General features: G+C 47.4%; 13 protein-coding genes. 4 read left to right on the top strand and 9 right to left on the bottom strand.

The genetic code is table 11. The features are described from left to right. The first annotated feature begins 523 nt into the window (after positions 1 to 523). Positions 524 to 3670 carry a PAS domain S-box protein gene (locus H6F52_RS01415; RefSeq protein ID WP_190531428.1) on the top strand — a complete coding sequence of 1049 codons (3147 nt, stop codon included), beginning with the start codon at positions 524 to 526 and terminating at the stop codon, positions 3668 to 3670. A gap of 112 nt (positions 3671 to 3782) precedes the next feature. Here the strand turns inward: H6F52_RS01415 and H6F52_RS01410 are convergent, their stop codons facing one another. Further along, a complete protein-coding gene (locus tag H6F52_RS01410; protein WP_190531426.1) occupies positions 3783 to 4571 on the bottom strand; it encodes a thioredoxin domain-containing protein in 789 nt (262 codons plus the stop codon). A gap of 236 nt (positions 4572 to 4807) precedes the next feature. Here H6F52_RS01410 and gatA point away from each other — a divergent pair, with 236 nt between their 5' ends. Together gatA and H6F52_RS01400 are read left to right on the top strand one after the other, a co-directional pair. Then, the gene (gene gatA, locus H6F52_RS01405; protein ID WP_190414791.1) at positions 4808 to 6265 is read left to right on the top strand and encodes an Asp-tRNA(Asn)/Glu-tRNA(Gln) amidotransferase subunit GatA; all 1458 of its coding nucleotides are present in this window, start codon (positions 4808 to 4810) and stop codon (positions 6263 to 6265) included. Between the two features lie 65 nt (positions 6266 to 6330). Then, complete coding sequence (locus H6F52_RS01400) at positions 6331 to 9876, top strand: DNA polymerase III subunit alpha (RefSeq protein WP_190531424.1); 3546 nt, start codon at positions 6331 to 6333, stop codon at positions 9874 to 9876. A 48-nt stretch (positions 9877 to 9924) separates the two neighbouring features. Here the strand turns inward: H6F52_RS01400 and H6F52_RS01395 are convergent, their stop codons facing one another. From H6F52_RS01395 to H6F52_RS01380, 4 genes are all read right to left on the bottom strand, one after another. After that, positions 9925 to 11112 carry a serine/threonine-protein kinase gene (locus H6F52_RS01395; protein WP_190531422.1) on the bottom strand — a complete coding sequence of 396 codons (1188 nt, stop codon included), beginning with the start codon at positions 11110 to 11112 and terminating at the stop codon, positions 9925 to 9927. A gap of 145 nt (positions 11113 to 11257) precedes the next feature. Then, the gene (locus tag H6F52_RS01390) at positions 11258 to 11560 is read right to left on the bottom strand and encodes a TMEM165/GDT1 family protein (protein ID WP_190531420.1); all 303 of its coding nucleotides are present in this window, start codon (positions 11558 to 11560) and stop codon (positions 11258 to 11260) included. Positions 11561 to 11655: 95 nt separating this feature from the next. Next, positions 11656 to 11982: a TMEM165/GDT1 family protein gene (locus H6F52_RS01385; RefSeq protein WP_347275957.1), complete on the bottom strand. Its 327-nt coding sequence runs from the start codon at positions 11980 to 11982 to the stop codon at positions 11656 to 11658. A 208-nt stretch (positions 11983 to 12190) separates the two neighbouring features. After that, positions 12191 to 12541: a YkgJ family cysteine cluster protein gene (locus H6F52_RS01380; protein ID WP_190429480.1), complete on the bottom strand. Its 351-nt coding sequence runs from the start codon at positions 12539 to 12541 to the stop codon at positions 12191 to 12193. Between the two features lie 263 nt (positions 12542 to 12804). Between H6F52_RS01380 and H6F52_RS01375 the strand changes: the two genes are divergently transcribed. Continuing rightward, entirely contained in the window at positions 12805 to 12927 is a 123-nt protein-coding gene (locus H6F52_RS01375; protein ID WP_190414819.1) for a photosystem II reaction center protein Ycf12, read from the top strand. 159 nt (positions 12928 to 13086) lie between these two features. On the opposite strand, the gene recJ is transcribed toward H6F52_RS01375, so the two are convergent. The 4 genes from recJ to cysH all read right to left on the bottom strand — a co-directional run bounded on the left by recJ (position 13087) and on the right by cysH (position 18172). Next, positions 13087 to 15240, bottom strand: a complete 2154-nt coding sequence (gene recJ, locus H6F52_RS01370; protein ID WP_190531418.1) for a single-stranded-DNA-specific exonuclease RecJ — start codon at positions 15238 to 15240, stop codon at positions 13087 to 13089. Between the two features lie 89 nt (positions 15241 to 15329). Beyond that, a complete protein-coding gene (locus H6F52_RS01365) occupies positions 15330 to 15803 on the bottom strand; it encodes a hypothetical protein (protein WP_242033813.1) in 474 nt (157 codons plus the stop codon). A 193-nt stretch (positions 15804 to 15996) separates the two neighbouring features. Then, positions 15997 to 17349, bottom strand: coding sequence for an exonuclease subunit SbcD (gene sbcD / locus H6F52_RS01360; protein ID WP_190531538.1), 1353 nt, complete (start codon positions 17347 to 17349; stop codon positions 15997 to 15999). 91 nt (positions 17350 to 17440) lie between these two features. Continuing rightward, entirely contained in the window at positions 17441 to 18172 is a 732-nt protein-coding gene (gene cysH / locus H6F52_RS01355) for a phosphoadenosine phosphosulfate reductase (protein WP_190414784.1), read from the bottom strand. Between the last annotated feature and the right edge of the window lie 420 nt (positions 18173 to 18592).

The raw sequence follows: 18592 nt of genomic DNA, 5'->3' as shown, positions 1-18592 counted from the left end.
TACCTTAAGACTCGCTGCCACGAGTTGATAAACTGTCCGTATTAGATAAATAGACAGCACCCGACGAGAAAGTTTCCCCATTTTTGACTACGAGGGGATCGTCTAAAATTTTCAGTGTTTGTGCTAGCTGAGTTTCATTTTGAATCGCGTTACAGTTGATGTCATCGGTGCGATCGCGTACTACTTAGCCTTGAAGTTAGCTTTGAAGCCGCGTTCAGTAAGTTTGTATAATTCGACGCAATTAAATTCTTGTATTGAACCTGATTCAGAATTTAGGGCGCTGGTAAGGTGGAGTGGTAGCATGCCTCTCACTTGTATTTGTCAGCGATAAAACTTATCTATATACGCAGAATAATTCTAGTTTTTTTGCAATTCGTCATTTCAACAAATGTTACTAGCGTTTGTGTAGAGGGAACTCTAGATATTGAATCCTCTTTGTCATCATGCACTTTGGTATGCAGATGGGGAGGCTGAGAAACCCCAGTATTGGATACTGTCCAGTGTAGGAACCAATCCCTAATTCATGAAACAGCACTTCCCGGCTCAGAGCCAGATGAAGCACGATTGCCTTTGTTTCCGATTCATTGAAAACCTACCCTTGGCGGCTGCCATTCTCGATAGCAACCTCAACTATCTGCTCTTCAGCCAGCGGTGGTTGAGCGAACTGGGACTGAAGCAACCAGAAATTATTGGGCGATCGCATCCTGAAGTTTGTCCCTCGGATTGGGAACCCTTACAGGCAGCATACCAACGTTGTTTGACCGAAGCAGTCGAGATGTTGGTAGAAGAACCGTTTCAGCGAACGGATGGCTCAACTGGTTGGCGCAAATGGGAGATTCGTCCTTGGCAAGATGAAACCGGAGTGATGGGCGGCATCATCCTGGCAATCGAAGATATCACGGAGCGCAAACAAGCTGAGGCAGCTTTAGCCGTTAAGGAGGCACGATTTAGAGATACCACCGCGAATCTACCTGGGGTGATTTTCCAGTTCACCAACCGGAAGGATGTCTGGAGAGTAGATTATATGAGTGAAGGAATCTGGAATCTCCTAGGCGTGACGGCTGAGGTGGTGATGGCAGATTTCGGCGCGTTCATTCGTCAGGTGCATCCTGACGACTTAGAAAGCTATTATGCATCGGTCACTGAAGTGATTGAGCAATCCATCCCTTGGCACTATGAAGGGCGATTAATCAAGCCAAATGGAGAGATACGCTGGTGGCAGGGTAGTAGTTCTATCCCTACAAAAAACAATCAGGGTGAAATCATCTTCTGTGGGGTGCTGCTGGATATCACGGAGCGAAAGGAAGCGGAAGCAGCACTGAACCAAGGGAAGCTAGAGCTAGAACAACGAGTCGAGGAACGCACCCAGGAACTCCGAGCGGTGGTGGCACACCTGCAAGACGAAATTCGAGAGCGAGAGCAGGCAGAAGCCGCTTTGAAAGAGAGCGAGGCAGAACTACAAGCGATTATCGATAACTGTCCGGCAGTGATTTATTTAAAGGATATTCAAGGACGACACATTCGGGTTAATCGGGAATTTGAACGGTTATTTGGCATTACCAGAGAGGAGATTAAAGGAAAGACGAATTACGACTTGTTTCCCCAAGAAATGGCTCAACAGTTTACACAGAACGATCGACGGATTCTGGCAGGGGGAAAAGCCATCGTCTCAGAAGAAATTATCCTCCATGAAGATGGTTTGCATACCTACGTTTCGGTGCATTTCCCAATTCTGGATGAGGATGGTGTGCCTTACGCGCTGGGTGGAATTTCGACGGATATCAGCGATCGCAAGCGCGTCGAAGACGAACGCAAACAAGCGGAAGCAGTCCTGCGCGAACGCAATGCCATCTTAGGCTCTATTTTGGAAAGTACACCAGACTTCATCCTTGTCAAAGATCGGCAGGGGCGTCATATCGCGCTCAACTCTAATTTGGCAAACTTCTTTGGAAAGCCAATTGAGGAGATTCTTGGCAAAGACGATTCTGAACTGCTACCTCCCGACATTGCCCACCAAATCATGGCGAGAGACCGTCAGATTATGGAAGCAGGCGTTACTGAAGCTTATGAGGAAGTGGTTTCTAATGGTGACATCAACACCACCTTTTTAACGACAAAAGCTCCTTGGCGGGATGCTCACGGTAACATTCTGGGTATCGTTGTCATCACGAGGGATATTAGCGATGTCTACGACGAGCTTCGCTTACGCAAACGGGTAGAAGATGCCTTGCGATTGTCCGTTCAGCAGCTAAAAGAGCAAGCACAGCGCGAACAGTTAATTAATCGGCTCACAAACCAGATTCGCAATTCTCTTGACTTTGATGCCATCTTAGAGACAACATTGCACGAAATCCAGAAAGTCCTTCAGACCGATCGATGTCATCTTGGCTGGTATCACGGCAATGTAGAGGAGCCATACTGGGAAATTTCTCCGGAAGTTCGCCTTGCTCACCTACCCGATTTGACCGGACGCTATCCTGCATCGGCATTCGGTGTGTTAGCGACCAAACTTCTAAAGCTGGAAACCTTACGAATAGAAGATATCGAGACGGTAGAAGATCCCACTTGGCGAGACTTTGTACGCACGCTAGGAATGCGAACAGTACTGATTATCCCCGTTCAGTTACCTGGGGGTATGGTTGTCGCAATTTGCTGTAGCCACAGCACCGAGCCGCGTTGCTGGAACGATAGCGAGGTCGAGTTGTTACAGGGCGTGATCGAGCAGTTTGCGATCGCGCTCAACCAGGCAGACCTGTACAATCAAACCCGTACTAAAGCACACGAGTTAGAGCAGACACTCAAGGAACTCCAGCAGACTCAGGCGCAATTGGTACAAACTGAAAAAATGTCCAGTCTGGGACAGTTAGTTGCTGGCGTTGCCCATGAAATTAATAATCCCGTCAACTTCATCTACGGCAATCTCACTTATGCCAACGACTATATGCAAGACTTGCTGAGGTTGCTGGAACTGTATCAAACGCACTATCCTCACCCACATTCAGAAATTCAGGAAGAAGCTGAAGCGATTGACCTAGAATTCCTGATGCAAGACTTGCCGAAGCTGCTATCGTCGATGAAAGTTGGAGCCGACCGAATTCAGGAGATCGTGCTGGCACTCCGCAACTTCTCACGCATGGATGAGGCAGAAGTGAAAGCGGTTAACATTCACGAAGGAATTGACAGCACGCTAACCATCCTGCACAACCGCCTGAAAGACAAATCTGACCGTCGCGGCATTGAAATCATCAAGGAATACGGAAATTTGCCCTTGGTGGAATGCTACGCCGGTCAGTTGAATCAGGTGTTTATGAATGTGCTTTCCAATGCGATGGATGCCCTAGACGAACGGGACGCTCAGCGATCGCCTCAGGACATCAAAGAAAATCCCAGCCGAATCACCATTTATACCCAGTTACTGAACCCCCAGCAGGTGCAAATCCGCATCGCTGACAATGGACGGGGGATGACTGAAACGGTTAGACAGCGCCTGTTTGAACCTTTCTTTACCACCAAATCGATTGGCAAAGGCACCGGATTGGGTTTGTCCATCAGCTACCAAGTGGTCGTCGAAAAACATGGTGGTCAGCTGGAGTGCATTTCTTCTCCCGGTAAGGGAGCTGAGTTTCTGATTACACTGCCTTTAGTTACCAAAGTGACAGCCTCTCTGTAATCTGGCATTCTGTCAACTCAGGTACAGCTAAATGACTGAGGCTGTCAGAAGCGCTCAAAGGCAATGAACGCTTAAAGCGCTCCATCCAGATTCAATCTTGATGACGCTAGAACTATTTGGCAGCAGTGAGTAGATTTTCCATATCTGACAGTTGGATAGGACCTGAGAAAGTCTCAGTATCGATCAAGAAAAAGGGAGTGCCTGCAAGCCCTAAACTCTCGGCTAGCTGAACATCCTGTCCAATCGCAGCACTAGCCGTATCGCTAGCGCGATCGCGGTTAAATTGCTCTAAATCCAAGTTGAGTGTTTGGGCAATCTCCACATACAACTCCTCGCCCAATTTTTCTTGCTTGGCAAATAAAGCATCATGGTATTCCCAGAATTTGCCTTGCCGATCTGCCGCCCAAGCCGCTTTAGCTGCTGGCATGGCTTCCGCATGGATCGGAGTCAGGGGAAAATGCTTGTAAGCTAAAGTCACTTCATCCGGATGCTTTGCGATCAGCTCCTTTAGCGTGTCATGCGCTTGGGCACAATAAGGACATTGGAAGTCTGAAAATTCGATTAGCACAACCTTTGACGACTCTGTTCCCGTCGTCGGAGAGGCACCAATCACTGCCTTAGGATTGGTCTTGAACTCCTGCAAAAATGACTGCTGGGCTTGGCTTAGCCGCTGTTGTTGTTGTTGTTGATATGCCTGAACCGACTCCAGAATTACTTCTGGGTGCTGACGAATCACCTGCAAAATTTGCTCTTCCAATCGCGGACTAATTTGGCTAGCGGCTTGCACTGGGAGTGTCCAACCGAAAAATGTTAGAGACAATAGCAATAGGGTTGCGAGTCTCAATACTTTCTGAGCGAGAAAGCGCATGGGAGCGATCGCGCAAAACTGAAATCGACGCATAATTGACCTGGCGTGTGTTACGGACACGATCCAGTATGCTCGACTTGGAGGGTAACTGGACAGCGTCGGGAAAGGGATGTCTTGTGTAGAACAACCTTCGGTTCGGCATTTCCGGGTTTGCCAAACTTCCCGCTAAAATTTCACAATCCCAAAGGATTGCTGAATTAACCACCGCGTCTAAACCACGACCTATACTAAATATCTGGACTTTGAGTCACTAAAGGTAGAAGCAAAGCATGCCATCCATCCGCGAGTTGCACAAACAACTCATTAGTAAAGAACGCTCCGCTGTAGAACTCACTCAAGAAGCTTTAGACCGCATTCAGGCACTAGAGCCGAAATTGAATAGTTTTTTGAGCGTGACGGCAGAGAGAGCATTAGAACAGGCTCAAGCTGTGGATGCCAAAATCGCTGCTGGTGAAGAAATCGGGCTGATGGCTGGCATTCCCATTGGCATCAAGGACAATCTCTGTACCCAGGGAATTCGCACCACTTGCGGTTCCAAGATTTTGGAAAATTTTGTCCCCTCCTACGAGTCAACCGTGACCCAAAAACTGGCAGATGCTGGTGCGGTGATGGTGGGCAAAACGAATATGGATGAGTTTGCGATGGGCAGTTCTACGGAAAGCTCTGCCTATCAAGTCACCGCCAACCCTTGGGATTTACAGCGGGTGCCGGGAGGATCGTCTGGCGGTTCGGCGGCGGCGGTGGCGGCAAGAGAGTGTGTGGTGTCTCTCGGTTCCGATACAGGGGGGTCTATCCGTCAGCCAGCATCTTTCTGCGGCGTTGTCGGGTTAAAACCGACTTATGGGCTGGTTTCCCGTTTTGGTCTGGTTGCTTATGGGTCTTCTTTGGACCAAATTGGGCCATTTGCGCGGACAGTCGAAGATGCGGCAATTTTACTGGGAGCGATCGCAGGTTACGATCCCAAAGACTCCACCAGTCTTGACGTAAAAATCCCAAACTATGCCAAATCCTTGAGACCTGACCTGAGACCTAGAGGTCAGTTGAGAGTCGGTTTTATTAAAGAAACTTTTGGCGAAGGTGTAGACTCCTGCGTCTGGCAAGCAGTCACAAAAGCGATTGAGCAGCTGCAAAATTTGGGAGCCGAAATTCAAGAAATTTCTTGTCCCCGCTTCCGCTACGGTTTGCCCACCTATTACATCATTGCTCCTTCCGAGGCATCCGCCAATCTCGCCCGTTACGACGGCGTGAAGTATGGCTTCCGGACGCCTGACGCGGACAATCTATTGTCAATGTATACTCAGACCCGCTCCGCTGGTTTTGGCACCGAAGTTAAGCGGCGGATCATGTTAGGCACTTATGCTCTCTCCGCAGGATATTACGACGCCTATTATCTGAAAGCGCAAAAAGTCCGCACCTTGATTAAACAAGACTTCCAACGGGCTTTTGAAAGAGTGGATATCTTAGTGTCTCCCACTGCTCCCACCACCGCATTTAAAGCAGGGGAAAATAGCGAAGATCCCTTGAGTATGTATTTAAATGACCTGATGACGATTCCTTTAAATCTCGCAGGTTTGCCTGGATTGAGTTTACCTTGTGGATTCGATGACCAGGGATTACCGATTGGGATACAGATGATGAGTAACGTGTTGCGAGAAGATTTGCTACTGCAAGTTGCTTATGCCTATGAGCAAGCAACTGATTGGCATCTACGCGCTCCAAAACTCTAGATTAGTAATCGGTAATTGGCATCACCGATTACCGATTATCGATTACCAATTACCGATTACCGAATATGTCTTTTGTTGGTTTGCACGTTCACAGTGATTACAGTTTGCTGGATGGTGCCAGTCAGTTACCGGAACTGGTGGATCAAGCATTGAAATTGGGGATGCCTGCGATCGCGCTCACAGATCACGGTGTTATGTATGGCGCGATTGAGCTAATTAAGGTTTGTCGTGGGAAAACGATTAAGCCGATTATTGGCAATGAAATGTATGTCGTTAATGGTGATATTGAAGAACAAAAGCGCGGCAGAAAAAAATATCACCAAGTTGTATTAGCTAAAAATACAAAAGGCTATAAAAACCTAGTTAAACTAACAACAATTTCTCATCTCAAAGGGTATCAGGGAAAAGGAATTTTTGCCCGCCCTTGTATCAATAAAGAATTATTAGCTGAATACCATGAAGGTTTAATTGTTACCAGTGCTTGTTTGGGAGGTGAAATTCCTCAAGCAATTCTTCAGCGCCGACCCGATGTTGCTCGTCGAACTGCTCAGTGGTATAAAGATGTTTTCGGTGAAGATTTTTATTTAGAAATTCAAGATCACGGTTCTCAAGAAGACCGAACAGTTAACGTTGAGATTGTAAAAATTGCGCGGGAACTAGACATAAAAATTGTCGCTACTAATGATTCCCATTTTATTTCCTGCAACGATGTCGAAGCTCACGACGCATTGTTATGTATTCAGACCGGAAAACTGATTTCTGAAGATAATCGGATGCGCTACAGCGGCACTGAATATCTGAAATCCGCTGATGAGATGAAATATCTGTTTCGAGATCATCTACCGGACGACGTAATTGAGGAAGCGATCGCAAATACCCTAGAAGTCGCAGACAAAGTTCAACCTTACAACATCCTCGGCGAACCTCGCCTTCCCGACTATCCTATCCCAGCCGACTACACCGCCGATACCTATCTCGAAAATGTTACTTGGAAAGGTCTCTTAGAACGCTTTGGTTATCGTTCGCGTGCTGAAGTCGATCCCATCTATAAAGAAAGGCTGGAATATGAGTTGAAAATGATGCAACAAATGGGATTTTCAACTTACTTTCTAGTCGTTTGGGACTATATCAAATATGCCAGAGATAATAATATTCCAGTAGGGCCTGGTCGCGGTTCTGCGGCGGGTTCTCTGGTTGCTTATGCCTTAAAAATTACTAACATCGATCCCGTCCATCATGGGTTACTATTCGAGCGATTTTTGAACCCAGAACGGAAATCTATGCCAGATATTGATACGGATTTCTGCATTGAACAACGGGACAAAGTGATTGAATATGTTACCCAAAAGTATGGCACGGATAGGGTGGCGCAGATTATTACCTTTAACCGCCTCACGTCTAAAGCTGTGTTGAAAGATGTCGCCAGAGTGTTGAATATTCCCTATGGGGATGCAGACAAAATGGCGAAACTGATCCCAGTGGTGCGTGGTAAGCCAACAAAACTCAAGGTGATGATTTCGGATGATACCCCCGCACCAGAGTTTAAAGAAAAATACAATAATGACCCCATCGTTCGCCATTGGATTGATATGGCAATGCGAATTGAAGGAACGAACAAAACTTTTGGGGTACACGCCGCCGGTGTCGTGATTTCAGCAGAACCTTTAGATCAAATTGTGCCGCTACAACGAAATAATGACGGCTCAGTCATTACCCAGTATTTCATGGAAGACTTGGAATCGCTGGGGTTGTTAAAGATGGACTTTCTGGGGTTAAGAAACCTAACTATGATCCAGAAAAGCATCGATCTAATTAAGCAAAATAAAAATATTACTCTCGACCCCGATCAACTCCCACTTGAAGAAAGAAAAGCTCAGAAAATCTTAGCCAAAAGTGAAGTTAAAAAAATCCCCCTAGATATTCAAAAAACCTACGAAGTATTAGAAAAAGGTGAATTAGAAGGCATCTTTCAATTAGAGTCTTCTGGGATGCGTCAGATTGTGCGCGACCTGAAGCCTTCCAGCATCGAAGATATTTCCTCAATTCTTGCTCTCTATCGACCAGGACCATTAGATGCGGGTCTGATTCCTCTATTTATTAACCGCAAGCATGGTCGAGAAGAAATCAAGTATGTCGATCCCTTACTAGAGCCAATTCTGCAAGAAACTTATGCGGTTCTTGTTTATCAAGAACAAATCATGAAAATGGCTCAGGATTTAGCCGGATATTCTCTAGGCCAAGCAGATTTATTGAGAAGATCGATGGGCAAAAAAAAGGTTTCGGAAATGCAAAAGCATCGAGAAGCCTTTATTGATGGAGCTGCTAAAAATGGGGTAAAGGAAAAGATTGCTGAAGATTTATTCGAGCAGATGGTTAAATTTGCCGAATATTGCTTCAATAAATCCCATTCAACGGCTTATGCTTATGTAACTTATCAAACGGCATATTTAAAAGCAAATTATCCCGTTGAATACATGGCAGCGCTGCTGACCTCTAACAGTGGCGACCAGGATAAGGTGCAAAAGTATATCACCACTTGTTTGAGTATGAATATTCAAGTGGAGCCGCCAGATATTAATCGATCGGGAGTTGATTTTACACCGCTGCAAGAGAGTATTTTGTTCGGGCTTTCGGCAGTCCGAAATGTGGGAGAGGGGGCGATTCGGTGTCTTTTGGCAGCACGAGAAACCGGGGGCAATTTTAAGTCTTTAGCTGATTTGTGCGATCGCGTGGATCTTCGCACAGTTAACAGCCGCGCCTTAGAAGCTTTGATCAAATGCGGTGCGTTTGATACCCTCGAACCCAACCGACAGCAATTAAGCAAAGACCTTGAGCTAGTTCTCCCTTGGGGACAAAACCGCGCCAAAGACCGAGCCAGCGGTCAGGGAAATCTCTTTGACTTTGGAAATACGACAACAGAAAGTAGCTTTGAATCTGCTCCCAAGGCTTCAGCCATCCCTGATTTTTCTCAACACGAAAAGTTACATTTTGAGAAAGAACTGCTAGGCTTTTACGTCTCTGACCATCCCCTTAAATCTGTGCGGAAATCCGCTCAAATTCTCGCTCCGATTAATCTTAGCGAACTCGGCGACCAGCGGGAGGATACGACTCTTAGCGCCATTGTGATAGTCAGCGGGATCAAACCCGTAGTCACCAAAAAAGGCGATCGCATGGCGATCTTGCAAATCGAAGACTTAACAGGTCAATCTGAAGCCGTCGTCTTTCCGAAAACTTACGAACGCATTCACTTACATCTGGTCGTGGATAATCGCCTGATTATTTGGGGAAAAGTAGACAGGCGAGACGATAAAACTCAGCTGATCGTTGAGGATACAGAACCCATTGAACAAGTGCGGATGGTGATGGTGGAACTGACACCTCATCAAGCGGGTGACATTGCGGAACAGCATCGCTTGATGACCAATCTCCAAGAACACTCAGGCGATAAAGACAAAGCAAATGTCCCGGTGATTGCAACGGTGAAAGGAGGACAGCGGCACTTAACCGTTCGCCTTGGTCGTCAATTCTGGGTGCAAGACCACAACACAGCGGTTGAGGCGCTCAATTCGGCGGGTTTTCCGGCTCGCGTTCAGCCTCTGATCGCTGTTTGAGATTGTTTAATTGATGGCGGTGCCTTCCAAACAGCCATCCCCAAGGCGCTAGCTCTGAGGGGGCTTTTTGGGCGTTGGAGATCCCAGAAACTGACTTTTTAGCTCCTCCAATTCCAAATCGACCTGGCTGTTAGCTTTAGCAGGATTTGAAGATGGAGGTTGTGGGGACGCCGATTTTTGATTTTCGTTTTTGGCGGTGCTACCACCCATTATTTCGGCTTTTAAAGCCTCTAATTCAATATCAATTTGGCTTTTGGATGTATTAGGGGGCTTGTTGGCAACGGGTGGTGTCACTGGCGATGATTTTAGAGGCTTGGCAGGTGTCGCCGGTGTATGAGAAATTACCGTGACTTGGGCTGGCGAAGGATTCAGGTCTTTCAAGACTTCTTCTACTGATTGATAGCGCCGACTGGGAGCAGTTTGCAGCATTTTGTCCAGAATTTTGTCCAGCGAATCGCTAACTTTAGAGATTAAATATTGCCGCCAAATCCAAGCATCTTCGTTAATATCGTACAAGTCAAATGGAGAGCGCTGAGTTAATAGATGAATGCAGGTGACGCCTAAACTATAAATATCGCTAGCGAAAGAAGCTTTGCCTCTGGCTTGCTCTGGTGCCACATATTCAGGGCTGCCAATGCTGGTTCCCGTTTGGTTGAGGGCGTTAGTGGTGGCAACTTTAGACGCGCCGAAATCAACCAGAACGAGCTTGCGATCGCGACTTCTGCGAATAATATTTTCTGGCTTAATATCTCGGTGAATCACTTGTTGGCTGTGGACAAATTGCAGCACTGACAATAAATCACTCAGCAACTGACGAATCTGAGATTCGCTAAAAGCACCCACCTGTGCCAATTCTTGGGCTAAGTTTTGCCCATCGATAAACTCTTGCACCAAATACTGGCGATCGTCTTGAGTAAAATATGCCAGTAATTCGGGAATCTGGGAATGTTTACCCAGTTCATCCAGCCGCATCGCTTCTTGGTTAAATAACTCAATTGCCTTTTTAACCGTGCTGGTGCCTTGGGCTTGCGGGTAAAACTGCTTGATTACGCAGCGCGGTTTAGAAGGTTTGTCTTCATCCACTGCCAAAAAAGTTCTACCAAAACCGCCTTGCCCAATCGGTTTGATGGCACGGTAGCGGTCTTTGAGCAGCAACTTAGTGCCGCAAGTCAGGCAAAACTTTGTATCAGAGGGATTTTGAGAGTTTGGGCAAGCTGGATTGAGGCAATAGCTCATAGTGGGAAGCGCTGCAACTGACTAAATCTATGTTGACACTCCTAGAGCTAAAGCCTTGTTTTTTTACGGGCTTTTTCCAGAATTAATGTTTTTCTGGCTGGAATTTTTCTTCCCAATCTAAGAACTCAAAGCCCAAACCCGATCTTTACGGTATCTCTTCTAAATCTTCTGGCACATCGGTATCGGGCCACAACAAGCGGACGGCAATTAAGGCAAACCCAATGGCTGCGATCGCTTTGAGTAACCGCGCAGGCAACAGCACCGCCACGCCTTCCCCAGCAATGACTCCCAGGAAGCTAGCCAACAGCAGTGCGGCGATCGTTCCGAGAAACACGGCGCGGGGAGATTTAGAACTGCCACTGAGCGCGATCGCTGCCAATTGGCTTTTATCGCCAATCTCCGCTAAAAATACCGTGATGAAACTAATTCCGAGAAGATGCCAATCCATAGTTGAAGGTTGGAAGGGTTAAAGGTTGAAAGTTTTGAATCGCTGACAGGTTGAACTTTCAAAGTGCCAACCTTGCAACGTGAAAATCTTGCAACTTAAAAATGTACGACATCCCACAGCAACATCACAGAAACGAAAAGCAAACACGCTCCCGCTGCCATGTCCAAGGTTTTAGGAGATAGCCTAGTTGCCAGCCAGCGCCCCAACAATACACCCACCAAGCTTGTGGCAATCAGTGCCACCGCCGCCCCTGCAAACACCAACCACGGCGACTGAGATTCTGCACTCATCAGCAGCGTTGCCACCTGAGTTTTATCTCCCATTTCTGCCAAAAAGATCGTCAAGAACGTGGAGCTAAAGACTGTCCAAGGTACCCGCTGGAAAAGCTTCACTTTTGGCTTTTGAGATTTAGAATGGCTAATCTTTGAAGAGGGTGAAGGCGCTGATTCAACGGCAGGTACCTGGGCGCTAGGACGCTCTAAGGCAGGCAGGCTAGGAGGCAGTGCAGAAAGTTTCACTATTGAGTTAGGCTCAACGCTAGCTAATTTTCATATTCTTTTCATTTTCTCAGAATATGGTACAAATATCAACCTTTGGTTGCTTGCAGAAGATTTAAGTTCCTAATCGGTTTCAAAAGCCAACTTCCTGGTTAAATCGGATCATTTCTAAAGAGCGATCGCCATAAACGCCTTCAATCTGTTCGCGGCAACACTCCACCGCAAAGTCATTGAGTTCCTCTGGCTCAATGCCGTACAATTCCTCAAAAACATCTGCCTGCACCCGACAAAAGCGAGGACGATCTAGATAAATCTGACATTCTCGCGTCTCCCGATCGAAATTCACACACCATCCCCCTTCGCCGACCATGCTCAGATATAGCTGTAACTCCTCTGGCATGAGATATTGATCTAAGTCAGGGCGATCTGCTGGATCGAGATGACAGCAGGCTCCACATTGCTTAACACATCGCCAAGTCGGCATTGTTCCAAACCATCTTTCAAAAAGTTCTCGTCTCTTCAGTTTAGACGCGATAAATCGCGCCTTGGAGAGATGTTTTTCCTTGCCAGCCACAAGAAACGACTTTCTGAGGGGTTTTTGTCATTGTTTATACTTTTGTAAAGTTCTTTAAATAAAAGACGCGATCGCTGGGTAAGATTAGATGGCAAAATTTGCCAATTAGCTATTCAAATCAACACATTGTAAATACCCGTAGAAAGGCAGGACAAATGGAGATTTTCAGCGACTTGTTCAGCGGTTTGAGCAGCATCAACTGGGAAGTCATTGCTCAGCTAGGCTTTGTGGCGGTAATTATGCTTGCTGGCCCAGCAGTTATCTTCGTGCTGGCATTTCGAGGCGGCGACCTCTAAAAGACTGGCATTTTGACACAAAATCGTATTTTCAACGCAAAGTACCGCAAAGGATAGCGCAGAGTCTACGCGAAGGATGAGCAGATAGCTTTGTGTAACTTGGCAAATCCCTTTGCGTTACTTTGCCTTAAAAAATCTTATCTAGCTTTCTCAGAAAACTTAGGTATTTTTCCCCGGTAGATCCAGCGCTTGCATTGCCGCTTTAATCAATGGATAAAACGGAGGTTTCGTCACATCAACCTCTTTGGCATTTTCCCGCGTGATTCCGAGTAAACCCATTCGGTGTCCTTGCTGAATCGCCAGAACCTTGCCTTCGGGATTTCTAATTTTTAACTCTTTTAAAGACTCAGAAAGGCTACAGGTATAGCGACGCTGGTTGTAGTGAAACTCAGCTTTCAATCCTGGGGAGAAGGACAATTGATGAGGTTCCCCCGTGGAACGTCGCAGACCTACTAACTCCAGTTGTATTGTGGTGTTGCCATTCCAGGTATTTTGTCGCAGTTTGTAGGCGATATCAACCCGCGACGGTAAAGGGTAATAATTGCCCCATCGCCAAGCGATCGCTTCGATTTTCCGAACCTGACTCCCGTTATCCCCAGAGTCTTGGAATTTTAATTTGACGTGACCCTTCCCGACAATTTTTTGCTCAACTACGCGGACATTCGGCGTCCAGAATACGGGATCGGCGTTTTCAATCCCGCACGGGTGGAGGGCATCAATCTGTTGATACAAGTCGAGATTAATCTCGTTGAGATTCGCCTGAACGTCGATCTTAAGTAGCGGCTTTAGGTGCTGGGGTTCCAGACACTGATGAGCAAAAAGGCTAAGACGCGATCGCAATGCGGGGAGATTTTCGGCTGGCATCGAAAAGCCCCCCGCCGCCTTGTGTCCGCCAAATTTCCCCAGCAAATCCTGACAAAACTGCAAAGCTTCAAATACGTGAAATTCAGGAATTCCCCGCGCCGAACCCCGGACGTGATGCTCATCTTCATAAGTTCCGATAAACACCGGCACGCCGTAGCGTTCCACCAAGCGCGAGGCAACAATTCCAATCACCCCATGATGCCATCCCGGTTGAACCAGCACTAACACCCGTTCTTGCTGGAAGTCAATCGACTTATCTGGAATTTGAGGTAAAACCTCACTGTCAGAATCTAACTTTTTATTCGGAGTTCCAATAATCTGGGTTTCTTCACACCAAGTAACAGCATCCCGTTCAATCTCTTCACAGAGTTGCTGTCGGTGTTTGTTAATTTGTTCGCACTGCATCGCCCGTTCCAGTGCGATTCCCATATCATCAGTTATCAGCAATTCAATCACCGTCTGCGGGTCGGCAATCCGTCCCACGGCGTTAATTCTTGGCCCCAGGCGAAACCCAATATCCTCTGGCTTTAAGGATTGTGGATTTGGGATTTTAGATTTTGGAGTTTCCGCTTCGCTGTTCTCTGTGCCTTGTGGTACTCCCGCTATCTGAATCAGCGCCTGAACTCCCGCTAGTTGAGAATTCGGTAATTGTTGCAAACCCCGCTTCACCCAGCGGCGGTTTACCCCAGTTAACGGTGCTAAATCGGCAATGGTTCCGAGGGTAAAGAGCTCTAATAGTGGCTTCACCAATCCCTTCGTTTGACCCATCTGTTGAGCGAGGGTGACAGCCAAGATATAAGCGACGCCGACGCCCGCCACCCCGCGATAAGGGGAAGATTCTCGAATCAGCTTGGGATTGAGAATGGCATCGGCTGGCGGCAGTTTTTCGGGAATATCGTGATGATCGGTGACAATGACTTTGACACCCAGATGTCGTGCCCGATCGATCGGTTCAAAAGCAGAAATGCCGTTATCTACCGTTAAAATCAGCCAAACGCCTTCCCGGTGAAATTCTTCGACAATACGGCGATTAATCCCGTAGCCTTCACTCATGCGGCTGGGAATCGCATAATCCACCTGCGCCCCTAACCACCGCAATGCCCGGAGTAATAGCGCGGTGCTGGTCATCCCATCCGCATCATAGTCTCCGCAGATCGCAATTTTGCGCTGGGATGCGATCGCTTCTTGCAACAACTCCACACTCATTGCTAAGTCGGGAAATTCTTCCAACGGTGAGGGCAAAACCTGAGATTCTGGATCTAGGAATGCTTGCGCCTCTTCAGGTGTCTCAATGCCTCGGTTAATCAGTACCTGACTTAACAGTGGTGAAAGACCCGTCGTTTTAGCTAACTGTTGGGCTAGTTCGTCTCGTACTGGAAATATTTGCCATCGATGATTGGGCAATCGGGCAGGACGAGGGGATGATTCTGAATGAGGGCGATCTTGCACAGGCGTCGTATTTCCAGCAGTCTGGCTCAGCCCATCCTATCAGTTTTAATTCGTTAAATGATTGGGTCTATAGGGATATGCGATCGCTTTTAATAAACAGCAACCCGACCGTCATCTCTTAAATAAATTGTGCGATCGCCTGGAGGACGCCCACCAGGACGGACTTCGATTCGTAAAGTTCTAGGATTCGGTTTAGCGAGTCTCACTCCTAGGGGTAAACCCGTCGCATCCCACAGCAAAAGTGATAGATTCGGGTCTGTACCCCCTCCCCTCGTGAAAGACACGACTTGTCCGGGATTCAGGGGAATCGGATCGGTACCCACCACCTTTTGCATCTGAACCAAACTCGATGTCAGGTTTACCACCTCATAGGTGATGCGTTGTCCCGGTACGAACTGAATCGGGGCTGGGGGGCACTTTGCCGCACAAGTTCCCGCCAAAGCTGGTTGGATGTGTGCCGCTGCACCAACGCTAAAAGCAGCTACGACTAAAACTGCTGGTAAAAATTTAGACATTAAAGGCTGCATTGTGACTTGCTGAGAAGTCTGTTCCCGAAAGCTCATTTACTCAAATTCTGTAATCTATTTATCTAAATTTTAAACTTTTTCAGAGTCTTTTGCTTTTTGCTGATACGCTCAAACCTGCTTTTTAGTTTATGTAATTATACGTATACTGAACCATGCTTAGTATGAAAAATACGCACATACTAAGTAATACTGAATCCTTGCAGATTTAGCACAAATTCAAGCAAGACTTTTACAGTAAACGCAGCTGGGAATCTGTCGTTGCCACAGATTGCTGACTCGGTTGATTCGTTCCTGCCTCTAATGCTTCCTCAATGTCAGAAGCGTTGAACCACGCCTCTTCCTCATGTGCCAGTAACTTCTGGGCTTCTTCCAGCATCAAGGCGGCAATATCCTTAAGGTCTTCCCGATTGGCTAAGTAAGTTTTCAGCGCTTCCACTGGATCGGTGCTGGCACTAGAACCGAGTTCGGGCAAGCGAGGACGCGCTAGCTGACTGACTAATTCCGCCTGAATTGTGTAGGTGTGGGCGTCACTTAAGCTGGCGTGCAGGGCGTTATTATCAATCAAATCTATCTGCTCGGAACGCAGTTTGTAGATTAGCCGTACGACAGCATCTTTAATATCTTTTTTGCCTATCGCTTTGATTAAAGCGGCTTGCGGCTCAGATGCATCAGAGACATCCACTTCGATAGTCCGGAAGGGGCGCACGGGAAGAGGACAAAATTCCCACTGGGCGTTGCCTCGTTCCATCTGAATCATCACATAGCCTTTGTCTTCTTTTTCTTCGCTGAAATCGACTCGCTCAATACTGCCTGGGTAGATCACTGGAGGCTGGTTCGACTTGTTGAGGTTCTGATGTCGGTGGACGTGCCCCAGTGCAACGTAGTCAAAGCAAGGTCGCGTCAGCATCGAGATGGGGATGGTAAACCCTTTGCCGACTGCTAGGAAGCGCTCTGCACCTAAGTTAGCTCGGTCTGCCATCAGGTGAGCTAAAAGAACGGTTGGTACTTCCGGATCTAGACGCCGGATTTCTCCTTCCAGGCAAGGCTCAAGACGCTTAATTAATAACTCGTTGACTTCGGCTAGAGACAAATCTTCAGTTTCCGGGCGCGTCAGCAGCGCCGAACGGGTAAGCCAAGGGAGGGTAATGATTTGGACGGGGCCGCTGCGGGTTTCGATGCGGTGGGTGACGATGCGATCGCCTACAATAAACCCCGGCACTCCTAATGTCCGATAAATACATAAACTTGCGCCTCCCTGCCCCTGAGAATGCTGGTCGTGATTCCCCACGAGCAACACCGTTGGGATCTGAGCATCGACTAAGCGGCGAAACTGACTGGCAAACGCTTCCTGTACATATGGCGGCGGCGTTGCATCGGGAAAAGCATCTCCACCGAACAAGACTAAATCGACGGGTTCGGCATTCTCTCCATCTGAGCTTTGCCCGATCGCTCGGTCAATACACTTCGATAAAGTATTGACAAAATCCTCAAGGCGTGTGTTTACTCCGGTTTCCGGATTGACCCGTCCGTGGGAGAAGCCACTCCCCATGTGAATATCGGATAGGTGGAGGATTTTAATCATTTTGCTAATTGGTAATTGGTGATTGGTCATGGGTAATGGGTAATCTTCTTGCCATTACCCATTACCCATTACCTATTACCCATTAGACATTCTAAATGTGAATTCCACATTCGGTTTTACCCATGCCGCGCCAGCGACCTGCGCGTTCGTCTTCACCCTCAGCAACGGGTGTCGTGATGGGTTCGTCGCCGATGCTGGCATATCCCTGATCGTGCAGAGGATTGTAAATCATGCCATGCTCAGCCACATAAGCCCAGCTATCCTTGCGTGTCCAGTTGGCCAGAGGATTCACTTTCAGCCGTTGCTGTGAATCTAGTTCCAAGACTGGCATATCAGCACGAGTCACGGCTTGGTCGCGGCGGCGTCCGGTAATCCAGGCAACGGTGCTGAGTTCTGCTAGACCCCGTTGCAATGGTTCAATTTTGGTCAGGTGGTGAAATTGAGTGATGTCCTTATCCCACAGCGCTTCGCCGTATTTAGCCGCAAAGGCTTCGCGGGAGTCTAGATCGGGAATTTTGTAAGTTTGGAGGTTTAAATTGTAAAGTGCCTGCGCTTTAGCAACTAACTCCAGGGTTTGAGGAAAGTGATACAGCGTGTCCAGAAACAGGACTGGCACTGGCGTTGCTGGTTTGAGATCGCGGTATAAAAGATCCGTAATTACCAAATCATCCACATTAAAGGCGCTGGTTTGCACCAGTCCCGTGGGGATATTTGTAACACACCAAGCCAGGATCTCTCTGGGATGAGCTTTGTCAAATTTTTGGTTAAGCTCATCCAGATTAAACGAGGAGATGCTAACGGGAGCTGTGGTGCTATCGCTCATGGTACGTTTCTAGTGAATTTCTGAATTCTTTATTACAAATTATTTTACCTCTTATAAGCACCTAACCCGATCGGAGAACAGGGCTATAAATGAACATCGTGTAAAGAATTGCATGGCATTCTACTGGCGCAGACATGGGCGCGGACAAGAATCACCCCGCCTACATTCCCTCGCCAACATCCTGCTATCGAGAGGAAGGATTGTAGAGGCAAAGCGTAGCCAGTCACAGAATAGACCTCCTGCATGAATGGTCAAGTAGTGTGCCAGTTCATAATCGAGATTGCACAATAAGGGAGTAGATCAGCATCAAGACACTGGGGAGTTGGTATGCCGTATACGGAGCTACAATCGCTTTCAGAAGGTGAGTTCAAGCGCTTATGCGGCGTTAGTCGTGAAACCTTTGCTGAAATAGTTGAAGTA

The sequence above is a fragment of the Coleofasciculus sp. FACHB-542 genome, assembly GCF_014695825.1.
Classification (GTDB): domain Bacteria; phylum Cyanobacteriota; class Cyanobacteriia; order Cyanobacteriales; family FACHB-T130; genus FACHB-T130.
Note: the sequence above shows the minus strand (reverse complement) of the source record. Positions and strands in the feature narration are given on the sequence as shown.